Annotated in this window: 15 protein-coding genes; 12 read left to right on the top strand and 3 right to left on the bottom strand. The window is 60.5% G+C overall.

From position 1 onward, the window contains the following. Nucleotides 1–627: 627 nt before the first annotated feature. Nucleotides 628–1083: an RES family NAD+ phosphorylase gene (locus OHL12_RS02680; RefSeq protein ID WP_263412298.1), complete on the bottom strand. Its 456-nt coding sequence runs from the start codon at nucleotides 1081–1083 to the stop codon at nucleotides 628–630. A gap of 2 nt (nucleotides 1084–1085) precedes the next feature. Continuing rightward, nucleotides 1086–1508 carry an antitoxin Xre/MbcA/ParS toxin-binding domain-containing protein gene (locus tag OHL12_RS02675; protein ID WP_263415054.1) on the bottom strand — a complete coding sequence of 141 codons (423 nt, stop codon included), beginning with the start codon at nucleotides 1506–1508 and terminating at the stop codon, nucleotides 1086–1088. 556 nt (nucleotides 1509–2064) lie between these two features. Between OHL12_RS02675 and fdhD the strand changes: the two genes are divergently transcribed. The 12 genes from fdhD to OHL12_RS02615 all read left to right on the top strand — a co-directional run bounded on the left by fdhD (nucleotide 2065) and on the right by OHL12_RS02615 (nucleotide 21696). Then, a complete protein-coding gene (gene fdhD / locus OHL12_RS02670; RefSeq protein WP_263412297.1) occupies nucleotides 2065–2961 on the top strand; it encodes a formate dehydrogenase accessory sulfurtransferase FdhD in 897 nt (298 codons plus the stop codon). Further along, on the top strand, nucleotides 2958–3335 hold the full coding sequence (locus OHL12_RS02665; RefSeq protein WP_263412296.1) for a DUF7009 family protein: 378 nt from the start codon (nucleotides 2958–2960) through the stop codon (nucleotides 3333–3335). Before fdhD ends, OHL12_RS02665 begins: the two co-directional genes overlap by 4 nt. A 367-nt stretch (nucleotides 3336–3702) precedes the next feature. After that, a complete protein-coding gene (locus OHL12_RS02660; RefSeq protein ID WP_263412295.1) occupies nucleotides 3703–4962 on the top strand; it encodes an efflux RND transporter periplasmic adaptor subunit in 1260 nt (419 codons plus the stop codon). A gap of 53 nt (nucleotides 4963–5015) precedes the next feature. Beyond that, nucleotides 5016–5792 carry an ABC transporter ATP-binding protein gene (locus OHL12_RS02655; RefSeq protein ID WP_263412294.1) on the top strand — a complete coding sequence of 259 codons (777 nt, stop codon included), beginning with the start codon at nucleotides 5016–5018 and terminating at the stop codon, nucleotides 5790–5792. A gap of 201 nt (nucleotides 5793–5993) precedes the next feature. Continuing rightward, nucleotides 5994–8561 carry an ABC transporter permease gene (locus OHL12_RS02650; protein ID WP_263412293.1) on the top strand — a complete coding sequence of 856 codons (2568 nt, stop codon included), beginning with the start codon at nucleotides 5994–5996 and terminating at the stop codon, nucleotides 8559–8561. A gap of 30 nt (nucleotides 8562–8591) precedes the next feature. Next, complete coding sequence (locus tag OHL12_RS02645) at nucleotides 8592–11144, top strand: ABC transporter permease (RefSeq protein WP_263412292.1); 2553 nt, start codon at nucleotides 8592–8594, stop codon at nucleotides 11142–11144. 26 nt (nucleotides 11145–11170) lie between these two features. Then, complete coding sequence (locus tag OHL12_RS02640) at nucleotides 11171–13684, top strand: ABC transporter permease (protein WP_263412291.1); 2514 nt, start codon at nucleotides 11171–11173, stop codon at nucleotides 13682–13684. A gap of 3 nt (nucleotides 13685–13687) precedes the next feature. Next, nucleotides 13688–14404 (top strand): ABC transporter ATP-binding protein, encoded by a 717-nt coding sequence (locus OHL12_RS02635; protein WP_263412290.1) that lies wholly within the window; start codon nucleotides 13688–13690, stop codon nucleotides 14402–14404. Further along, complete coding sequence (locus OHL12_RS02630) at nucleotides 14401–16425, top strand: TolC family protein (protein ID WP_263412289.1); 2025 nt, start codon at nucleotides 14401–14403, stop codon at nucleotides 16423–16425. The genes OHL12_RS02635 and OHL12_RS02630 overlap by 4 nt, the downstream gene beginning before the upstream one ends. Before the next feature lie 8 nt (nucleotides 16426–16433). Further along, entirely contained in the window at nucleotides 16434–17843 is a 1410-nt protein-coding gene (locus OHL12_RS02625; RefSeq protein ID WP_263412288.1) for a sigma-54-dependent transcriptional regulator, read from the top strand. Then, the gene (locus tag OHL12_RS02620; RefSeq protein WP_263412287.1) at nucleotides 17833–19347 is read left to right on the top strand and encodes a sensor histidine kinase; all 1515 of its coding nucleotides are present in this window, start codon (nucleotides 17833–17835) and stop codon (nucleotides 19345–19347) included. The genes OHL12_RS02625 and OHL12_RS02620 overlap by 11 nt, the downstream gene beginning before the upstream one ends. Before the next feature lie 156 nt (nucleotides 19348–19503). Then, nucleotides 19504–21696, top strand: a complete 2193-nt coding sequence (locus tag OHL12_RS02615) for a winged helix-turn-helix domain-containing protein (RefSeq protein ID WP_263412286.1) — start codon at nucleotides 19504–19506, stop codon at nucleotides 21694–21696. Nucleotides 21697–21842: 146 nt separating this feature from the next. On the opposite strand, the gene OHL12_RS02610 is transcribed toward OHL12_RS02615, so the two are convergent. Next, nucleotides 21843–22361 (bottom strand): hypothetical protein, encoded by a 519-nt coding sequence (locus OHL12_RS02610; RefSeq protein WP_263412285.1) that lies wholly within the window; start codon nucleotides 22359–22361, stop codon nucleotides 21843–21845. Nucleotides 22362–22368: the final 7 nt, after the last annotated feature.

Below are 22368 nucleotides of genomic sequence, written 5' to 3'. Positions count from 1 at the left end.
GAGCGGACGCACAGCTTTCATCTTTACATCTTCGCCGTGTATTCGCCTATACTTCAGCAATGAAAGTTGTGGGTCACGACATCCGACTAGACTGGCCGAAGCTGGGGCCGTCCATTCTGATTGCGACTGCGCTGATCGTAGCCATTCGAACGGTTAAATGGGCTGCGAAGCCTCTGCGGATGCCAGACTTTCAGACGTGGACGTGAAGCTCGACAGAGAGGTCAGTTTCGCCGCCCGCATCAGCGTTCGCGTGATGCACGAACTGCTCCGGAAGCACGCCAGTCTCTTTCCGCAACAGCGCTTACTATCTATGAAGCGGGGAGTGAAGAGGGCAGTCCGAGTTAAGAGAGCAGGACCTAAGGACGCCCCAGCAATCAATCACAATAGGCGGCTTTATTGATTGATAAAGAGAGCAGCTATTCATCATGCGCTGGAACTGGCAACAAGCCCGAGAGCGGCCGGATACATTCTGCGACTAGCTAAGATTGGCATCCCTGGTTTCGGCTCTGCGAGGTTTGGGACCGGCATAAAGTGAGGGCACCGGCGCCACCCTCCGATCGACACAGGTTCGAAGCTTCGGTGTGTTTTCAATCCGGTTTGGTGCCGCCCCCGAAATACGCGCTACGGTCAACGTGTAAACAATCGAGTGTCCCAGCGTACCCGTTCGGGAGCGGAAGCTTCGATCAATCTGGCGGCACTATGGGCTTGGTTAATGAGAATGTTGTACTCGCGTCCTTCGGTGACGACGCTTGGCACACGGAGAACTGCGGTTCGACCCTCCCGAAGCCACGCATCACCAAAAGCTCGTGCCGTAGTCACATCCTCGGCATCCCAACCTGGCAGCGCAGACGGCGATAGAGTCTCGATCGCGACACTCTCCGGCATGGCGATCCGGACGACCTGATGATGCTTGGGAGGGAGCGTCAGATTGGCGTGCACAAGGATTTCAAGCATCGCGCCGGCATAGCTTTCGGCGGCATAGATGACGCGCTGACCAATGGAGTTCCAACGGCCTCCCCGGAGCATGGCCCCGGTTCCGTCAAAGATCGGGTGGCGCGCATCCGCGATCCGGTACGCGATCATCGCTAGACGGGGAGTCCGTAGAAGAGTTTCTCGAGCAGGTCTTCGACACGGCGCGCGCCGAGCTCCGTGCGAGCCACTTCAAGGGGAGTTCGGTCATTGAGCTCGCGGTGTGGCTTGTTCATCCACTCGCGCGCTTGATCCCGATCATCCCAGGCGTACTCTGCTTGTGCGAGCACGCGCGCCAGCCTCTCGGTCCGCTCGCTCTCGTCTACGGAGAGACGCCTGGTCCGCCGCTTCCACGTTGCCGCTGGCACAACCTTGAACTTGTAGGCGTTCGCCACACGACGATCCTCGTAAAGACGAGTGGACAGCTTTTCTAGGGAGCGTTTCGGGAGCCCGGCCGAGACGGCAGACTCCAGTTCACTGACGGTCCGGATGGAAGGTCCGAGCCCGAGGATCTCAGCAATGGATTGGGGTTCGATCATCGATATCAAACACCTCTCCAGCTCAGTATAGCTCGTTTCTTGGCTCAGATGGAGAGCCCGTTCCGCGCCGAGAACGTGGGTTCAATAAGGGTGCAATAAAGCTTCTTCAGGGCTCCAAGGGTGCCGTAAAGCGCCAACCGTGCCCAATGAAGTCAATGGGTTACGGCCCCTCGGGTCCCTTTCACGGCGGTAACATGGGTTCGAATCCCATCGTGGCCGTCAATGAGCGCTGCACTTACCAGCCATCTCCCACTTAGTGCACAGTTTCGGAACCGGGCTAGCTGGACGCGTTCCGCGCGGTGTCTCAACCAGCCCCACGCCGCTGTTTGCTCCGCATGCTGTCTGGTTCGCAATTGCAGATGCCCTAATGTGCCGCATTTTGGTCTCGCACGATCATGCAAGACCGAGGCAGGCTGGCATCTTGCAGCCTCGATCCAAGCGGCAGAGCCCGGCAAACCCGTTGGCTATACCTGCCGTAGACTGTCCATGCGGCCCGGCCTCCCATCGCAATCGCAATCACATGGGAACGGCTCCAGCGACGTCGCGGTGGAGCGTCATGGTAAGCGTTGAATCCGTTTCGGGAGATCAGGCCACTCAGAAGGCTGACATCACGCGAATGCAGAACGGTCATCTGATCGCCTGTGACGATGTGATCGCGGTCGAGGAACCGCTGGAACTGCAACTCCGATACGGTCCTCGCGATGATCGCGTCACCCGATCTATCTCCGTCACAATGCGAACACCCGGGAACGATCAGGAATTAGTTGCTGGCTTTCTGCTGACGGAAGGGATCCTCACCGACGCAGCACAGATCGAGAGCATACAGATCGTGCAGGGTTCAAAGGGGCACGAACCACGCGCATCGCGGAACACTCTGCGGGTCACGCTCGAGCCTTCCGTTCAGTTCAATCTGGGATCGCTGGAGCGCAACTTCTATACCACCTCAAGCTGCGGGATTTGTGGCAAAGCTTCGCTTCTAGCAATCCGAAGCGTATGTCCTCCCCGCGCGCCTAATCGCCTCACACTATCGGCCGAAACGCTTCAACAGCTTCCCGCATTGTTGCGTGCTCGACAACAAGCTTTCGAAGCTACTGGCGGGATTCATGCGTGCGGGCTGTTTGATGCGAAGGGTCAGTTGCTGGCGTTGCGGGAAGACGTGGGACGCCACAATGCCTGTGACAAACTCATCGGAAGAGAGTTCCTCGCTGATCGTACTCCGCTCCGTGATTGCATTCTGCTGCTTTCTGGGCGCGCGAGCTTCGAACTGTTGCAGAAGAGTGTTATGGCTGGCGTTTCCGCGGTGGTTTCCGTCGGGGCTCCTTCCAGCATGGCGGTAGAGATTGCGCGCGAGTTCGATGTGACTCTAGTGGGCTTTCTCCGCGAACAGAGTTTTAACATTTACCACGGAGCGGATCGTGTCGAGACACACCCTGTACGGAAGGACCTGAGATGAAATTGAGGCTGGCGAAGAATTCGTTGCGTTTGCGCGTTCTGCGCTCGGAGGTAGCAGCTCTGCACACGGGCGCGCGACTCCAGGAAACCCTATGCCTTGGTCCGGATCCTTCTGCGCGGTTTACATACGCGATTGAGCAGACGGTTGGAACCAACATCCCCGAGGTTCGTTTTACGGGCAATGAGATTCTAGTCAGCATTCCGGCAGAACAGATCCTGCACTGGGCCACAAGCGACCAGGTGGGTATCTACGCGCAGGTCGAAACCGGTGCCGTGCAGCCGATCGCCCTTGTTGTCGAAAAGGATTTCGCCTGTCTTGACAGGAGTGATGCGGACAACGCGGATACCTACCAAAATCCGAACATGACCTGCTGATTGCTCTGCCGTCGGCGAATCGACTCTGTGGTGACTTGGCTTAGGGTCCAATGCGAATGGCACGAGGTGGAGCTTTCTAATCTCGGTGCTTTCTCCCCATCTGCGCACGGCTAGTCAGATAGAGCGGCGTTCTGGGTGGAAGATTGACAAAGGGATATTGCCGTGTCCAGCCGCGTGGCATAGCTGCCCAGCGCTTCATGCATCTTCAACCAGGTCACGACTAGATTTTCTCGATCCTATGTGTCCGGGATCGGACACGCAAAACGTAAACGAACACCTGGAGAAGAGGCCTGTCGCCAGAATGCGCCGTTTTGACGCGTTTCTCTCAGTGGGAGTTTGGGCAGGTGCGTGCATCTAGAACCGGCGCATGGATATCGCTCGTCCCGATCTGAGGCGCAAACGGCAACGCCGAACCATTCTCTTCGCTGCTGTGGGAGCGGTGGTGCTCGCGGCGCTAGCCTTCTTCGTCGTCCGGCTTAAGCCGGCAGTGCCTACGGTGGACGGCCCCCTGTTCACCGACACCGTCAAGCGCGGCATGCTCCTGCGGCAGGTGCGCGGCCCTGGTACGTTGGTTCCGCGGGAAGACCGCATCCGCCTGATCCCGGCCCAGACCGAAGCCACGGTGGTACGCATCCGCGTACTGCCTGGTGCGCTGGTACACCCTGACACCATCGTGATGGACCTCGTCGATCCCTCCACACAACAGCAGTTGATGGACGCCCAACTGCAACTGCAGGCGGCGAAGGCAGACCTGCAAAACACACGTGCCAAGGCCGAGAGCGACCTCATGACACAGCGGGCCGCTGCTGCGACAGTCAGCCAGGATCAGAAGCAGGCGCAGTTGCAGGCACAGACCGATGCCAGCCTGCTGAAGCTGGGCGTGATCAGCGGCCTCAAATACAACGAGAGTCGCGGGAAAGCCGATGAACTCGGCGTCCGCAACGATATTGAAGGCAAGCGGCTGCAACTGAACCAGCAGGCCATTCGCACTCAGGTTGCCGTGCAGCAGGCCAAGGTGGAGCAGGCACAGGCGCTGCTCGCACTAAAGCAAAAGCAGCAGGACGCGTTAAGCGTTCGCGCCGGCATCGACGGTGTACTGGTCGACCTGCCTCACCAGGTCGGCGAACACGTAACAGTTGGCACAACCTTGGCCAAGGTAGTGCAGCCGGATCAGTTAAAAGCGTCGCTGAAGATTGCGGAAACGCAGGCGCGAGACATCCAGATCGGTCAACCTGCCGCGGTCGACACGCACAACAGCGTGATTGCCGGAAAGGTCAGCCGTGTCGATCCCGCCGTGCAGAACGGAACCGTAACCGTCGATGTTGCGTTAGAAGGAGCATTGCCCCAAGGCGCACGGCCCGACCTGAGCGTGGACGGAACGATCGATCTAGACCGGCTGAGCGACGTGCTGTACGTAGGCCGGCCGGCCCAGGGCAACGAAAACAGCACACTCAGCCTGTTCAAGCTGTCTTCGGATGGCAAGTTCGCGCAGAGGGTGCCGGTACAGGTCGGCCGCGCTTCGGTCAACTCAATTCAGGTGCTCGGGGGACTGCAGCAGGGGGACACCGTCATCCTGAGCGACATGAGCAAGTGGGACAGCAACGACAGCGTGCGGATCGAGCAATAGCGGCCAGCCGTAGAGCAAATCAGTCAAACAGCAAGCCAGCGGAGATTGAAACGATGAGTGCAAACCCAACCGAAAACCTGATCCACATCAGCGGCCTGACCAAGGTCTTCTACACCGACGAGATTGAAACGCACGCGCTCAGCGGAGTTCACCTGAACATTGCGCGCGGCGAGTATGTAGCGATGAGCGGGCCATCGGGCTGCGGCAAATCGACGCTGCTGTCCATCCTTGGGCTGCTGGATACGCCTTCCGAAGGCACATACACGCTGAACGGCAAGGAAGTGGCGGGCCTGAACTTCGCCGAGCGCTCGCGCATCCGCAACCAGGAGATCGGCTTCATCTTTCAGAGCTTTAACCTCATCGGGGATCTAACCGTGTTTGAAAATGTCGAGCTGCCGCTGACCTATCGCGGAGGCATGTCCGCAGCCGACCGCAAGCAGCGCGTGGTGCAGGCACTAGAGCGCGTGAACATGGCTCACCGGCTGCGCCACTACCCAGCGCAACTCAGCGGCGGTCAACAGCAGCGTGTTGCCGTTGCGCGTGCACTGGCTGGATCACCCAGCATCCTGCTCGCCGACGAACCCACCGGCAATCTTGATTCGAAAAATGGCGAGGCTGTGATGCGCCTCCTCGCCGAGTTGCACAGTGAGGGCGCGACCATCTGCATGGTCACCCACGATCCGCGCTTCGCGGCACACGCCCAGCGTCAGGTCCACCTCTTCGACGGCAAGGTGGTAGCAGAGGGCGAGCTGCGCCGTTTGCTCGCAGAAGCTGACACGGAATATCGCAACGCTCCTGCGATGGGATACGAAGCACCAACCAACGCCTGATCGGCACAAACCGAAAGCTTCACTGCTCACCTTGCTGCGTTCGCAGTCTGCCTCATGTCAGTACGTTGCAGGAACTCTCGCAAAGCGGGAACTCAGGTCCTACGAATCCTTGGCCGCGTGGTCCGCAAGCGAGCTGGCATTCCCTTCTCCGCTACGGCGAACTGACAGACGCGCAACAGAACAGGTGCAACGGAGGAAACGATGAGTGGCTTCGATTCGATCAGCACAGTAGGGCAAGACGTGCGGTACGCCTTGCGGCAGCTCCGCCGTTCTCCCGGTTTTGCGATTACGGCCATCATCACCATCGCTCTTGGCATTGGCGCGAATACAGCCATCTTCACCCTGGCGCATGCCATGATTCTGCGCAACCTGCCAGTGACCGAGCCGAACCAGTTGTATCGCGTGGGCAGCGGCGACGCGTGCTGCATCGACGGCGGTCTGGAAGACAACCACGTCTACTCCGACTTCTCGACCGAAACCTATCGGGCATTGCGCACGAACCTACCCGAGTTCCAGCATCTGGCCGCAATGCAGTCGGGCATGGGCAACGGCACAGGCCTCGCCAAACGTGCGGGCAGCAATGAAGCAGCGCAGAAACTCCGCGGCTACTTCGTCTCTGGCAATTACTTCGAAACCTTCGGCGTACAGCCGACGCTTGGCCGCTTGCTGCAGGATGCTGACGATCAAGAAGGCGCGCCGCCCGTGGCGGTCATCAGCTATCCCATCTGGAAGAACCAGTTCGGCGCCGATCCGTCTGTCGTAGGCGCCACCTTCTTTCTCGACTCCCATCCCGTCACCGTTGTAGGTGTCGCGCCGCAGGAGTTCTTCGGCGACCGGATCATCGATAACCCGCCGGCATTCTACATGCCTCTGTCGGCAGAGGACACGATGACTGCGATACACGTGTCGAAGAACCGCGATCTTCGATGGCTCTACATCGTCGGCCGCGTTAAGCCCGGAACCGCAATTCCGCAGTTGCAGCGCAAGCTGGACTCCGTACTGCGCAACCAGCTCGCCACGTTGAAGGACTACCAGAAGCCGGAAGCCGCTAAAGAGCTGCCCAAGGTCCACTCGGAACTCGTCTCTGCGGCGACGGGGGTGCAACAAGGCTTCCAGAACGATGCGCGCAAAGGTCTGCGATTTCTCATGGCCATCGCCGCTCTGGTACTGCTGATTGCATGTGCCAACCTGGCCAACCTGTTGCTGGCCCGCGGCATGGCGAGACGCGCGGAAACCAGCATTCGAGTTGCAGTGGGCGCAGGTCGCACCCGGATCCTGCGGCAGGCGCTTACGGAAAGCATCGTGCTATCGCTCGCCGGCGGCATCGCAGGCATTCTGCTGGCCTACGCCGGCGCACGAGCCATGCTGTCTCTCGCCTTTCCTGAAGCGCATCTGCTTCCAATCACAGCCACACCTTCCCCTGCCGTGCTGCTGTTCACGGTGGTGCTTGCGGTGCTTACGGGCCTTCTCTTCGGCCTCGCACCGGCCTGGTCCGCCATGCGCAGCCAGCCTGTTGACGCGTTGCGCGGACTGAACCGTAGCGCAGGTGGTGGAGCGACGCTGACGCAGCGCGTCTTCCTCGTTGTCCAGGCGATGCTTTCTGTCGTGCTGCTCACCGTGGCAGTCCTGCTTACGCGCAGCCTGATGAACCTGCAGCACCAGCACTTCGGACTGGAGACCGCCGATCGCATCGTTCTGCACCTGGATCCGAACGCCAGCGGTTACACCGACGATCGCATGGAAGGCCTGATGCGCTCGCTAGAAACTCGGCTCACCGCCATCCCGGGTGTCCAGAGTATTGCTTTCGCCAATTACAGTCCGCTTGAGGGCAACAACTGGGGTGAAGGCGTCTTCATCGAGGGACGGCCCGACCCGACTCTGCACGACGACATTGGCGCCTCATGGGACCGTGTCAGCCCTGGCTTTTTCGCAACCGTAGGCCAGCCACTGCTGCGCGGCCGCGACTTTCAACAGACAGATCGCGCAAACACACCGCTGACCGTAGTTGTGAACCAGAAGTTCGTCCGCAAGTTCCTGCCCAACGAAGACCCGATCGGGAAGCGCTTCGGCACGGAAGCACATAAGCCCAAGTACACCATCGTGGGCGTGGTCGGCGACGCACGCTTCCAGCAGCCGTCGGCAGAACCTCGCGCCATGTTCTTCCGCTCCATGTTGCAGCCCGACCTCAACGCCGATCCGAAGGACATGGGCGAGAAGTACTCCCTGGCGCCGCACGCTGTGCTGCTGCGAGTAGCTCCTGGAGCGCAGGAAGGCCTGGAACAGCAGGTACGCCGGGCCTTTCACGACGTCGATTCGAACCTGGCACTCACAGATTACCGATCCTTGGACGGTCAGGTTGCAATGCAATTGAACGACCAACGCATGGTGACCCGACTCACCGGCACCTTCGGCCTCTTGGCCCTCGCTCTCGCGGCCATAGGCCTGTACGGCGTTACCTCTTACGCGGTCAATCAGAGGGTGTCTGAGATCGGCGTGCGCATGGCCCTGGGCGCAAGCCGCAACACGATCCTCGGCATGGTCGTACGCGGAGCTCTGCTGCAAACGGCCGTCGGACTCCTGGTGGGCGTGCCCGCCGCGCTGCTTGCCGGCTACCTGCTGAAGTCACAACTCTTCGGCGTGAACGCCTACGACGTTCCCACGCTCCTGTGCTCGTGCGCAGTGCTTGCCATCGCTGCCCTGCTTGCCAGTCTTGTACCGGCACGGCGCGCCAGCAGCATCGACCCCATGATTGCTCTGCGAGCACAGTAATCGGCGGCATCACCAGGAAGGATCAGCATCATGGAAACACTTCGTCAGGATCTGCAATACAGCTTGCGCAGGCTGCGCCTTTCGCCGGGCTTTGCCGCGACTGCGGTGCTCACGCTAGCGATCGGCATCGGCGCCACCACCGCGATCTTCACGCTTCTGTACCAGGTGATCCTTCGGACTCTACCGGTGCAGCACCCGGAGCAGCTCTACAAGATCGGCAAGGACATCAACTGCTGTGTCACAGGCGGTATGCAGACCGAGTGGAATCTGTTCGGGGCCGATCTGTATCGGACCTTGCGCGATCAGACGCCCAACACTGACGGCATCGCAGCTGTCCAGGCCGGCACCACAACCCTGAGTGCGCGGCGAGAAGGTGAAGGAGCATCGCAGCCGCTGGACGTACGCGTCATCTCTGGCAACTACTTCGATGTGCTCGGCGTGAAGCCGTACATGGGCCGCCTGTTGCGTCCGGAAGACGACCGCACTGGCGCGGCGCCCGTTGCCGTGCTCAGCTATGCCGTTTGGCAGAGCCGATTCCATGCCGATCCACGGCTCGTCGGGTCCACGTTATTGCTCAGCGGAACTCCGGTCACCGTCGTCGGCGTGGGTGCTGCCAACTTCCTCGGCGAACGCAATGATGGTGATCCCGCGGGCGTCTGGCTTCCCTTGTCGCAGGAGCCTTTGCTGGAGCCCGAGCGCAAGCTGTTGAACACGCCGGGCTCTCATTGGCTGGACCTGCTCGTCCGCATCCCTGCGAGGTCGCAAGTGCCTGTGGTGGAACGCGCGCTCCAGGTGGAGTTGGTGCGATGGCTGCGCACGCATAAGGAGCCGACGGACCACACACCCGACGCAGTCGTTGAGAAGCAGACCACGCACTTGACGTCAGCAGATACAGGCATCAACAACCTTCGCGATCAGTACCAAAAGAGCCTGGTCCTGCTCTCCGCGATTGCGGGCTTCGTCCTGCTAATCACCTGTGCCAACCTGGCCAACCTCATGCTGGTGCGCGGCATGGCCCGATCGCAGGAACTGAACGTCCGTGCCGCGTTGGGAGCGCCCCGCTGGCGAATGGTGCGCGAGATGCTCACCGAATCCGTTGTGCTTTCAATCTTGGGAGGTGTCGTCGCGCTTGCCGTTGCATACGGCGGTGTCAAAGGCATCCTCGCACTTGCGATGAAGGACGTCACCGTGAGCCCACTCAGCGCTTCCCCGTCCCTGCCGGTGCTTGCGTTCGCCTTTGCTATATCGCTGCTCACTGGCGTCGCATTCGGAATCGCGCCCGCGTGGATCGTGACCGACTCCAACCCTGCTGACGCCCTTCGTGGGGCGAATCGCAGCACCACCGATGCGAGTGCACGGCCGCAGCGCATCCTCATCATCCTGCAGGCCGCACTTTCGGTTGCCCTGCTCAGCACCGCCGGTCTTCTGATCGGCAGCCTCCGCAACCTGCAGCACCAGGACTTCCGGTTTGAGCCGCACGGGCGGCTGATCGCCTTTGTCGACCTGCAAGCTGCAGGTTACCGGTTCGAGCAGTTAGAAGGTCTGTATCGCCGCATGGAGCAACAGTTCAGCGGTGTGCCCGGCCTGCACGGCTTTGCTTACGCCACCTACAGCCCCATGGCGTTCAACAACTGGGGCGGAGACATTGCCTTCCCGGGCAGCGATCCGAACGCACACATGAACGCCAGCTATACCGCAGTCAGTCCGATGTTCTTTGACACGGTCGGCACTCGCCTGCTGCGTGGCCGCGTGTTCACCGATCGCGATACCAATGCAGCCCCTCGCGTCGCGATCGTGAACCAGAAGTTCGTCGATCGCTTCATGAAAGGCAAGCAGCCGCTGGGTGAAGTCTTTGGTCCTGACTCGCTTCTGCCAAGTGCCTTCACCATCGTCGGCGTCGTCGACGACAGCAAGTATGGCGATCCTACCGAACCAACGCGCCCCATGTGGTTTACACCGATAGCGCAGAGCCTGGACCTCTCGGGTCTGCATGCGAGTCCGGCCGTACTGGCGCAGGCAGAAAGCGGGGAGCACTTCTATCACTTCGCCGGCAACCTGATCTTCCGCTATGACGGCGACCCTACCGCTGCGGCCAACACCGTTCGTCGCACTCTGCAGGCCATCAACCCCGATATCGCAGTGACCCGGCTGACCACCTATGACGAGCAGGTCAGCAACTACTTCACAACGCAGCAACTGGTAGTCCGACTGACCACGATCTTCGGTTGCATCGCGTTGGTCCTGGCAGCGCTTGGAATCTACGGCGTCACAGCGTACTCCGTTGGCCGCCGCAGGCACGAGATCGGCATCCGCATGGCGCTCGGTGCCGATCGATCCGGCATCCTTCAGATGATTCTTCGATCGTCCTTGGTCCAAACCGGCATCGGCCTTCTGATTGGGATTCCGGCTGCCTTCGTAGCAGGGTACCTCTTGCGTTCGCAACTGTACGGCTTGGCGGGATGGAATCTCCTGCCTGTGCTCGCCAGTTGCGCTGCCCTGCTCTGCGCAGCGTTCCTGGCCAGTGCCATCCCGGCACGCCGAGCCGCGGCCATCCAGCCCATGCAAGCGTTGCGGAGCGAGTAAGCACCTTAAAGACAGGAGGAAACAGGATGCATCAGCTTATGCAGGATCTTCGCTACGCATTGCGCCAGTTGCGGCGATCGCCGGGATTCGCGATCACGGCGGTTCTCACGCTGGCTCTTGGCGTGGGTGCAAATAGCGCGATCTTCTCGTTGCTGGATCAGGCATTGTTGCGCTCACTCCCGGTGCGCGACCCGCAACAACTCGTCATCCTGGAAGGCACGGGCAAAGCCTGGGAGGGGAGTGCCAGCAGCCACGGAGGGGACCCGGAGTCATACTTCAGCTATCCCATGTATGGCGATCTCCGCGACCACTCCACTGTCTTTCAGGGGCTTGCAGCAACCACCACCAATGCCATCGGACTGATCCGGCGCGGCCAGTCAGATGCAGTCGATGCAGAATTTGTGAGCGGAAATTACTTCTCACTTCTGGGTACAGGCGCTGCCTTGGGCCGGATGCTCACACCCACCGACGACACCGTAGGCGGCAATCACCAGGTTGCGGTGCTGAGTTACAGCTATTGGCACGACAAACTGGGCGCCGATCCTGCCGTGGTCAACGAAACGGTCGAGTTGAACGGTGTACCGGTACAGATCATCGGCGTCGCCGCTCCGAATTTCCAAAGTGCGGTTTGGGGACAAACGCCTGCCGTGTTCGCGCCCATGGCGTTGCTGCCGCAGGTAGACGCGCGTCGCCTGACCGCACTGACCGATCATCGCTCCAAGTGGCTCAACATCATCGGCCGCTTGCAGCAGGGCGTTACTCAGCCACAAGCGGAGGCACAGCTAGCTCCTCTCTGGCACAGCCTGCGCGCGGACGAACTAAAAGCGCTTGGCAATCGCTCACCCCGCTTTGTAAGCGAATTCCTAACCAATAGTCGATTGAGAGTGTTGCCCGGCGCGCGTGGCCTGTCGTATCGCCGCGAAAGCCTGCAGACTCCGCTGCTGGTCGTCATGGGTATGGCGTTCCTGGTACTCCTGATCGCATCGGTGAATGTTGCCAGCCTGCTGCTGGTGCGATCAAGCGGGCGCGTCCGCGAGTTCGCCTTGCGCTACGCCCTGGGCGCCACGGCCAAACGCGTCATCTTGCAACTGCTGCTCGAGGGCTTGGTGCTGGGATTGGCGGGCGCGCTTGCGGGAGTTCTGTTGGCACCCGCCGCCATGCATGGCATCGCGCGCCGGTTGGTCGACGCTGGCGACGTCACCTACTTCAGTTCCAATGTAGACGCGCGATTGCTCGCCTTCAGTTTCGTCAATGCGATTCTAGTCAGCGGTGTATTCAGCATTGCGCCGGCACTGCAGTTGCTGCGGCCTGACATGATCAGCGCGCTTAAGCAGCAGGCCGGGACGAGCAGTGCTGCACGAGTAGGTTTCAGGCGCGTCGTGGTCGGTTTGCAGATTGGCTTAAGCGTTCTCTTGCTGATGGGCGCCGGTCTGTTTACACAGACCCTCCGAAACCTGCGGCATGCGGACGTTGGCTTCGACACTTCGCATCTGCTTACCTTTACGACTGTGCCGCAGATGGCAGGGATTGCGCAGGAGACTACACCTGCTCTGTTCGATCAGATGCTCCAGCGGCTTGCTGCCCTGCCCGGAGTCACGGGTGTGGCCGCAACCGATAACGCGGAACTTGCAAACTCCGATCGGGGCACCAACGTGACCGTTCAGGGCTATACGCCACCACCGGACGAAGATCTTGACGTGGGCTACGCTGCAGTGTCGGCGGGATACCTGTCTACGATGCGCGTGCCAATGATCGCGGGCCGGGACTTTACCCCGACAGACGACTTGCAGCACCCGTTGGTAGCCATTGTGAACGAGAGCTTCGCGCGGCACTATTACGGCTCTGCAGCAGCAGCAATCGGCAGGCTGATGGCGCGCGGCGGTGGCAAGAACGTGCAATGGAGACAGATCGTGGGGGTGTCGCGGGATCTCCGTCACACTGGCCCGCGCGATGCGGCAAAGATCAGTTTCTACATGCCGCTGAAGCAGGCACCGAAGACCTCGGAGATCACGATGTACCTGCGAACCACGACCGCTCCATTGCAGACAGCGCAGGCCGCGCGAGCCACCATGCACGATCTGAACCCGGGACTCGCGCTTGTGGACTTCTGGGACATGGACCAACAGATCGACTCGGAACTCAGCAATGAGCGCATGATCGAACTGCTTGCCATCGCGTTTAGTGTGCTGGCAACGCTGCTCGCCGGAGTCGGCCTTTATGGCGTTCTCGCCTTTTCTGTGTCGCAGCGCACGCGGGAAATCGGCATACGCATGGCCCTAGGCTCAACCCGATCCATGGTCGCTCGGCTTGTCCTGCTGGACGTCGCCTGGCTCGCATGCGCGGGAATCGCGGTTGCAGTGCCGATTGCCCTGCTCGCAGCGCGCAGCCTACGCAGCCAGCTCTATGGAGTATCCGCAACCGATCCCCTAAGCGCGCTGGTGGCCGTACTGCTGATCGCTCTGGTCAGCTTCGTCGCAGCACTTCTGCCAGCGCGTCGCGCTGCTTCCGTTCACCCCAACACCGCACTTCGCACGGAGTAGTCAATGATTGTGCTAAGCGACGTAGAGCGATCGTACAAAACGGGTCACGAACAGACGTTCGTGCTGCGCCGGATCAACCTGACGATCCAACCCGGTGAGTTTGTGACCGTCATGGGTCCCAGCGGCGCAGGCAAGTCGAGCCTGCTGAATACGCTCGCGCTGCTGGACGATGGCTGGAGCGGCGAGTACCTGCTGGACGGAGAAGCCGTCCACACGATGTCGCGCAAGCAACGAGCCGACGTGGCTCGCCGCAAAATTGGAATGGTTTTCCAAAGCTATCACTTGCTTGACGATCTCACCGTCGCCGAAAACATTGACCTTCCGCTTTCGTACAAGAACATGCCGCGCAGCGAACGGCAGGCGTTGGTCGCCGACGCCCTGGATCGCTTCGGCATCGTCGGGAAGAAAGATCTGTACCCGTCGCAGCTCTCCGGGGGCCAGCAGCAGGTCGTCGGTATCGCACGCGCCGTCATCCACAATCCATCGCTCCTGCTGGCGGATGAACCCACCGGTAATCTGCACTCCGCACAAGCGGCTGAGATCATGCGATTATTTCAAACCTTGAACGCCGCGGGCACGACGATCCTTCAGGTGTCGCACTCCGACGCCAACGCCGCTTACGGCGCTCGCGTCATTGAAATGCGCGATGGCTGGATCACCGAGGATCGGAAGATCAACGATGCTGCGCCATCTGCGCGGGCAGGAGCATACGCAGCATGATCGGAACCACCTCACAACGCCTGATGAGCCTGCTTGCTCTGTTTGTACTTCCCTTGCCCGCCGGCGTTGCTGCTGCGCAAGCGGCTGTGCAGCCGCAGACCGGGCAGCAGCCGCCCGCTGCTCCTCAGCCACGACTCGCCCTGCCGACGTCGGTTCCGCTCACTATCCCACACGAGCGAAATCCCTTCCGTGCATATTTGCCGACCGCGGTCCCACCCGCAAACCTCGCCAACTCGCCTCGGCTGGACGCGCTGGTTCACAACGGTGTCCTGGAGATCTCTCTGTCCGATGCCATCGTGCTCGCCTTGGAGAACAACCTGGATCTGGCGATCGCGCGCTACAACATCCCGATCGCCGAGGCCGACATCCAACGGACCAAGGCTGGTGGCATTACGCGTGGTGTAAATACAGGCGTAGTGCAGAACACGCCTGGCGGCGGAGGCGTTGGCGCCTTTGGCTCAGCGGGTGCGGGTGCTGGAGCAGGCGGCACCAGCGGAGGTGCCGGCGGTGCAGGCACCGGCGCGTCAGGCCTGGTGCAGTCTACGCTGGGCACAGGAACCGCGGTCAACTCCTATGACCCCATCATCACCGGACAGATCGGCCTCCAGCACTCCACTGAGCCGCTCTCAAACCTCGCTGTGAATGGCGTACCCACCTTGCGTTCCAACGCCTGGGCCGGCAGCTTCGGGTACAACCAGGCTTTCGCAACGGGCACATCGGTGCAGTTCAGCTTCAATGCCAATCGTCAGACCACCAACAGCATTTATACCTTCCTGAATCCTCAACTCAACTCGCAGTACCAGGTTCAGATCCAACAGCCGCTGCTCGCCGGTTCTGGACTAGGTCCGAATCTTCGCTACCTTCGCATCGCACGCAACAACAAGCTGATTTCCGACGAAGCGTTTGAACTTCAGGTGATCAGCACCGTGACGCAAACAGCCAATCTATATTGGGACTTGGTTGCGGCTTACGAAGACGAACAAGTGAAGGAACGCTCACTCGACTTCGCCAACAGTACTCTCACCTCAGCCCGTCAGCAGTTACAGTTGCAAGCCATACCCGGCCTTGATGTAACGAAGGACGAAGGTGAAGTCGCCAGAGCCGAAGGTGATCTAACCATTGCTAAATCCACGCTGCAGTTCCAGGAACTGTTGATGAAGAACGCGCTGACCAAGAACCTGGATGATCCTATCCTGGAGTCCATGCCGGTGCGGCCGACCGATTTGAGCAGTGTGAGCAGTGCGAGCGTGCCGGAGATGGCGGAGCCTACGCAGGAAGCGATCAACAGCGCTCTTGAGCGTCGTATTGAGCTCCGCATCAGTTCCACAAACCTGCACAACCGCGACATCAGCCGCAAGGCTGTGAATAACAACCTGTTGCCATCTCTCAATCTGGTGGCCAACTACGGCGGGCTAGGCTTGGCCGGCGTGTCGAATCCGGCAGCAGGCATCACATCGACGTCGCCTGTAGGCTTCGGGAGCTCCGTCGAAAACGCCTTCAACAATAGCGCGCCCAATTACTTCGTCGGACTCAACCTGGACATCCCGATCCGCAATCGCCAGGCCAAGAGCGATCAATATCGGTCTGAGCTGGAGACCCGTCAAGCCGAAATCCTGCTTCAGCAGCAGCGCAAGCAGATTCGTATCGAGGTCCGCAATGCGCAATACGCCCTGGCGCAGGCTGCCGCTCGGGTGACGGCCGCGGCAAAAGCCCGGGACATCGCCGCACAGACGTTCGACATCATGGGCAAGGAACAACAGCTCGGCGCCGGCTCTGCGCTCGACACGCTCCAGTCCCGTCAAGCGCTTGCCACAGCCGAAAGCCTGTTGGTTGCGGCGCGAACCGCCTACCAGAAGGCGCGGGTGGAATTGCAGCGTGCCATCGGTACTACACTCGCGGAGAACCACGTTTCGGTAGAATCGGCCCGAAGCGGTGTGCAACCTGCATCCGTCTCGCAACGTGCACCCGATGCGTCACCTCGAACTGGCGCGCAAGCAAGTCCGGCGCAGCCACAGCCCTGAAATCGCATATGGCTTTACCCTCGTTTACCGAATCTGCTCCATCCCGCAACGCAGCCGCGGCGCCCGGTCCGCGTCTGCTCATTGCAGACGATCAGCCTTTCATCTTGGAGGCGCTGACCCTGCTGTTACGGCCGGAGGGCTTCCAGATCGAGACGGCGCGCACGCCTGGGCTGGTACTCGATTTGTTGCAGCAGAACGAGTACGATGCGCTTCTCATCGACCTGAACTACACGCGCGACACAACCAGCGGCACCGAAGGCCTGCAGCTGCTGCAGCAGGTCCGGCAAAGTTTCGATCGACTGCCCGTCATCGTTATGACCGCGTACGCCAACGTGGACCTCGCCGTGGAAGCGATGCACTTGGGCGCGAACGACTTCGTGCAGAAACCATGGGAGAACGCTCGGCTTCTTTCCGTGGTCAAAGCACAGGTTGAGCTCTACCGTGCGCATCGCCGCACGCTGCTGCTGGAAGCCGAGAACGATATGTTGCGCGCGGAAGGCGCACCAGAGTTCATCGCGAGCGCGCCCTCCATGCGCCCGGTGCTCAATCTGGTGCGGCGCATCGGGCCCTCGGACGCGAACGTACTCATCACAGGTGAGCACGGCACCGGCAAAGAGGTGGTGGCGCAAACGCTACACCGCTTGTCACACCGTGCGCACCGCACCCTGGTGGCGGTCAACACAGGAGCGCTGCCTGAAGGGACCTTTGAAAGCGAGCTGTTCGGCCACGTAAAAGGCGCGTTCACCGACGCTCGCGCGGACCGCATCGGCCGCTTCGAATTGGCAAACGGTGGCACGCTCTTTCTCGACGAGATCGCCAATATTCCGCTTCGCCAGCAAAGCAAGCTGCTACGTGTGTTGGAAACTGGCGAGATGGAGCGCGTCGGCTCGTCCACCACGCGCAGCGTTGATGTTCGCATGCTATCGGCCACCAACGCGGATCTGCGTGCAGAAGCATCTAAGGGCAACTTCCGCGAAGATCTGTTTTTTCGGCTAAACACTGTGGAGATTCACTTGCCACCGCTGCGCGAACGCCGGGAGGACATTCCCGTCCTCGCCGCGCACTTCCTCGCTCGCTATGCCACGCGGTATCGTCGCGCTCTTCACGGCTTTGAACCTTCAGCGCTGCAACAGATGCTGCAGTACGGCTGGCCCGGCAATGTCCGCGAGTTGGATCACACCATGGAGCGCGCGGTGCTGCTGTGCTCGGGCGACAGCATCGGCAGCGCCGACCTAGGCCTGCAGACCGGTGCACGTGCCGCCTCAACAAACCTTGATGATCTGAGCTTGGAAGCAGTCGAGGCCGTTCTCGTCCGCAAGGCGCTGGCTCGCGCTGGCGGCAACGTGAGTCATGCCGCAGACGCACTCGGCCTGAGCCGTGGGGCGCTGTACCGTCGCATGGAGAAGCATGGGCTCTAGCCGGCCCGCTTCCGATCCGCCACGCAGCAATCCTTCGCGCAAACGCCTGCCTTTAGGGCGCTCCGCGCGTCGCCTCAGCTTCGAACGCAGGCTCCACCTGTGGCGCTGGGCTCTTTCTCTGCCTTGCTTCGCTCTGGTGTTCTGGTGCTGCCGTCTGTACGAGATCCCCGTCGGCTGGTCTGCGCTGTACCTGCTGGTAACCGCCCTCGTATGGCAGGTGGTCACCAGCGCGTTTTTCGAGACCGTCATTCGGCCTCTGCAAACTCTCTCGAACATCGTGGCCGCATTGCGCGACGAAGACTTCAGCTTTCGCGCGCGTGGGGCGATCCGCGGCGACTCGCTAGGCGACCTTGCCCTGGAGATCAACACGCTCGCGAGCGCCATGCAATTGCATCGCAACGCCGCCATGGACGCGATCACGCTAGCCGACCGCGTTATCGGATCCATGCCGTCGCCCGTTCTCGCCTTCGATGAGCATCAGCGGCTTCGGTTGCTCAATGCCGCCGCAGAGGATGTGTTTCAACTCTCCGCATCGAGCGCTTTAGGTAGAACTGCCGAGCAACTAATCCTGTCCGACCTCTTGCAGGCGCGCGATCAAAGCGTCATCACGCCAGAGCGCAATCGCGAGCACCACCGGCAGCCCGCCGAACGGGGCCAGCCTGGTCAGAAAAGCGGATCCAATCAGTTCTCTGCCGGCGGCTCTATGTCCCGATGGTCGGTTCGCCGCACCATGTTCCGCCTTCACGGCGTGCCGCACGTGCTCGTCGTTCTAAGCGACGTCGCCGCGGCTCTCCGGGAGGAGGAGCGCTCCGCATGGCAACGTCTCATCCGCGTTCTCAGTCACGAGATCAACAACTCTCTTACGCCGATCAAGTCCGTAGCGAGCATGTTGCGCTCGCGCCCTCTCAAGCTGGATTCGGTTACGCACACTTCGCAGGATCTGCATGACCTGCGCCGCGGTCTGGCCATGATCGAAGATCGCGCGGAATCCCTCAATCGCTTTCTGCAGGGCTACCAGCAGCTATCGCGGTTGCCGTCGCCGCGCATGCAGACCGTCTCCATCGCTGCCATCGTGGAAAGGAGCGCGCTGCTGGAACGGCGGCTTGCGATCCAGGTGCGGCCTTCCCCTGATCTGTACATTCAAGCCGACCCGGACCAGATTCAGCAACTACTGATCAACCTCTTCAAGAATGCCGCCGAAGCCGCAGGAGACCCCACGCTGGAACACGGATCACCTCTTATCGAAGTGTCATGGACAGCGCTCAACGGCGATGTTGCGATACAGATTCGCGACAACGGCCCAGGGCTCGCAAATCCCGCGAACCTGTTTGTGCCCTTCTACACCACCAAGCCTGAGGGCACTGGCATCGGGCTCACGCTTTGCCAGCAAATCGTCGCGGCACACCAGGGCTCCATTCGTTTACGGAATCGCGACGACGGGTCAGGATGCCTCGTGGAACTGAGTCTGCCGTTGCTGGATACAAGGGCAGCGCCAAAAATGTGAAGAGCACCCGGAAAGCCCATTTGACTCTGCAGACTTTTCTGGTATACGAAAGTCCGTGTAGATCGCACGCTGCTCCACCCGCCACGACCCCCTGCGCGGCTTAGATCTCTCGCGGCCGCCGATTGATCCTGTCGAGCCGATGGTATCCTCCTCTTCGTGGAGCGCCCGGAAGGCTTTGCATTTGGCCCCTTTGAGCTATTAGCGAACGGCCCGGAGTTGAACCGCCGGTCGCAGCGTGTGGCCGCCTCCCCGAAAGTGCTCAGCACCCTTCTCGCACTGGTCGAGCGTGCTGGCAAGGTTGTCAGCAAGGCCGAGTTGATGGCTGTTGTCTGGCCTGATTGCTTTGTGGACGAAGCCAACCTAACCCAGAACATCTTTGTTCTGCGGAAGCTGCTTGCCGCCGAGTATGGCGAGCAGCAGGTGATCGAAACAATCACAAGGCGGGGCTACCGATTCACCCTACCCGTGACGCGTTTGCCGAATGCAGCGGAGACGCAGGTTGCAGTGAATGCTCCCGACGTGCAGCCTGCGGTGGATGAGCCGGTTACAAGCCGCCGCAACCTAAAGCTCACCGCGTGGATCGCCCTGGGCCTCGGCTCTGCATGCGCAGTGTTGCTGCTTTGGCATCAACATCTGCGGCATCGACCCGAGTCGCAGATGCCCGCTTTCAAGCTGCAGCGGCTGACGGATCACTCCTCACAGAATCAGATCACCGCCGTAGCTGTCAGCCGCGACGGCCGCATGCTCGCGTTCGCGGACTCCGATGGGATCGAGGTGCGCCCATTTGACACAGAAAAGCTGCAGACCCTCAGAGTGCCCGAGGTACGGGAGGTGCAGTCGCTGGCATGGTTCCCTGACGGTCTGCACCTGCTGCTCAGCGGAGAGTCAGCGCAATCAGGCGCGGCGCAGATCTGGGAGATCTCACTCACGGGTGAGCCGTCGCACCTGCTGGTTGACGATGCTCAGTTAGGTGCGCTCTCTGCGTCCGGTACTTACCTGGCCTTCCTTCGCAAGCACAACAGTGAACTTTGGGTGTCGAGCGCAAGCGGCGAGCAGCCAAGACGCTTGCAGAGTAGCCGCGAGGCTAGTACCTTTACGAGTCTTCTGTGGTCCGCCGATGACAAGCATTTACTTGTGGAGAGTCATAGGCAGCTGGCCTCACCGAGCTATGTGCTGCCGAGCGCAGACGAGCTTGCTTCCCGCGTGGAAGGAGCATTGACCGTTGTCGACCCTGTCTCGGGCGCGATCACTGCAACCCGCAGCAATGTGTACATCGCCAATGCCGTTGCCGTGGAACCGAATAGTGTCCTGTTCACGCGCTCTGCGCTCGCGAACTCAAAAGAGGCAAGTACGGTCTGGCGAGTCGACCTCGATCCGGCGACGGGAGATTTCAAGGGAACTCCTGAAATCCTGGCGAGTCTTGCTGCGGGCCAGCCCCACATTTATGCCTTCACCGCAGACCGCAGTGGAAAGATCATTGTGACCCTATCCCAGCAGGGCCCTGTCGGTGTGTACGTCGGCTCTTGGGACGATGCGAGTGGGGTGCTGAAGAATACCTATCCATTGAGCCAGGATGGGGACGTCTCGTATCCCCATGCCTGGTCTCGAGATGGTTCGGCAGTGTTGTACGAATCTCTCAAAGAGGGTCATTGGCAGATCTACCGGCAGCAACTTGATCAGCACAACGGCCATCCCGTGATGATCAGCGACATGAACCAGGTCTCGCCCAGGCAAACTCCGGATGACAGGTGGATTCTCTTCTTTGGCCGTTGGGGTCAAAGCGGCCGCCCTCACCTGTACCGGGCTCCCGATTCGGGCGGCTCACCATCGCTTGTGAGTGATCGACCCGACCTGCTACAGGTTCGCTGTCCTTTGCTTCGCGGCTCCTGTATTGCGCAGCTGCTGGGTCAAGACGGGCACCATACCTACAGCCGCCTTGATCCGGAGAGCGGGATTGGCGCCGCTGTATTCCAGGACGCATCAGGCTGGGGCAACGCTGACTGGGATGTCTCTGCCGACGGCAGATACCTGGCGCTACTTTCGTCTGCCGCCGGCACTTCGGCTCTGCACGTGATCGATCTGGAACATGGAGAGATCGTCGAAGTTCCAAACCAGGAGCACCGGTTGCTTGCAGCGGTCACCTGGGGCGTCTCGCACTCAGACCTCTTTGTAACAGCCGCAACCATTTCCGGCCGGTTTGAGATTGTGCAGTTGTACCTGGACGGCCATGCCAAACGGATACTCACGAGCCAGCGTTCCACCTGGGCGGTGCCCTCGGCAGATGGTAAGCGTTTGGCTTTCCTGGATCAGAACACTGACAGCAATCTATGGAACTTACGGCTGCCATAGGCGCCGGCGAGGATGAGCGGCCTCCAACGCGTCGATCGTACTGAACGAGTCCCCGCCGTAACGACGGGCACGAAAACGAAGCCGCCATTGCGACGGCTCCGTTTCCAGACACAGCCGGGGGGTAAATCAGCAGTACACCAAGGCATCTAGATCTGGCGGGTCCGATAGTATTGCGCAGCTAACAGCAGCATGCCCGTGCATGCAAATAGGAAGCTTCCAGGTTCTGCGGTTTCCGACACGACCGTGAGGCTGAACGCGTCAGAAACCTGGATATCCGAGGAAGAGGGATCGGAACCACCTTGCAGTGCCGCCGTCCCGGTAAAGGTGCCTGCAGGCAAACCGGCGGGCAACTCTAACGTAAACAGCACATCGGTGATGCTGGTGCCTGGGTCCAGTTCGAAAGGGAAGTTGTTGTAGAAGCCATCCTGGTTTTGTCGGAAGAGTTGCGTCACATCCGAGCCGTCGGGTGCATTCAGGTTCACGGCCAGCGCGTAGAGATAGTAAGGCGAACTTGTACTGTCCAACGAGACGTTTGCGATGTAAGTCACAGTTTGTCCCACGCTGGCCGCCTGGTCAGGGGCAAGCAGGGTGAATGATATCGAGTCGGCGCGTGCAGCAGTGCTACAGAACACGGCGACCAGGATGAGCAAGATACCTCTGAACATCGATTCC

This window comes from Terriglobus aquaticus, assembly GCF_025685415.1.
Classification (GTDB): Bacteria; Acidobacteriota; Terriglobia; order Terriglobales; family Acidobacteriaceae; genus Terriglobus; species Terriglobus aquaticus.
This window is presented reverse-complemented; position numbering and strand designations above follow the sequence as displayed.

Excerpts from the sequence above, each read along its gene's own strand:
- OHL12_RS02680 (WP_263412298.1), bottom strand. The coding sequence starts at position 1,083 with ATGATCGCGTACCGGATCGCGGATGCGCGCCACCCGATCTTTGACGGA.
- OHL12_RS02675 (WP_263415054.1), bottom strand. The coding sequence starts at position 1,508 with ATGATCGAACCCCAATCCATTGCTGAGATCCTCGGGCTCGGACCTTCC.
- fdhD (WP_263412297.1), top strand. The coding sequence starts at position 2,065 with ATGGTAAGCGTTGAATCCGTTTCGGGAGATCAGGCCACTCAGAAGGCT.
- OHL12_RS02665 (WP_263412296.1), top strand. The coding sequence starts at position 2,958 with ATGAAATTGAGGCTGGCGAAGAATTCGTTGCGTTTGCGCGTTCTGCGC.
- OHL12_RS02660 (WP_263412295.1), top strand. The coding sequence starts at position 3,703 with ATGGATATCGCTCGTCCCGATCTGAGGCGCAAACGGCAACGCCGAACC.
- OHL12_RS02655 (WP_263412294.1), top strand. The coding sequence starts at position 5,016 with ATGAGTGCAAACCCAACCGAAAACCTGATCCACATCAGCGGCCTGACC.
- OHL12_RS02650 (WP_263412293.1), top strand. The coding sequence starts at position 5,994 with ATGAGTGGCTTCGATTCGATCAGCACAGTAGGGCAAGACGTGCGGTAC.
- OHL12_RS02645 (WP_263412292.1), top strand. The coding sequence starts at position 8,592 with ATGGAAACACTTCGTCAGGATCTGCAATACAGCTTGCGCAGGCTGCGC.
- OHL12_RS02640 (WP_263412291.1), top strand. The coding sequence starts at position 11,171 with ATGCATCAGCTTATGCAGGATCTTCGCTACGCATTGCGCCAGTTGCGG.
- OHL12_RS02635 (WP_263412290.1), top strand. The coding sequence starts at position 13,688 with ATGATTGTGCTAAGCGACGTAGAGCGATCGTACAAAACGGGTCACGAA.
- OHL12_RS02630 (WP_263412289.1), top strand. The coding sequence starts at position 14,401 with ATGATCGGAACCACCTCACAACGCCTGATGAGCCTGCTTGCTCTGTTT.
- OHL12_RS02625 (WP_263412288.1), top strand. The coding sequence starts at position 16,434 with ATGGCTTTACCCTCGTTTACCGAATCTGCTCCATCCCGCAACGCAGCC.
- OHL12_RS02620 (WP_263412287.1), top strand. The coding sequence starts at position 17,833 with ATGGGCTCTAGCCGGCCCGCTTCCGATCCGCCACGCAGCAATCCTTCG.
- OHL12_RS02610 (WP_263412285.1), bottom strand. The coding sequence starts at position 22,361 with ATGTTCAGAGGTATCTTGCTCATCCTGGTCGCCGTGTTCTGTAGCACT.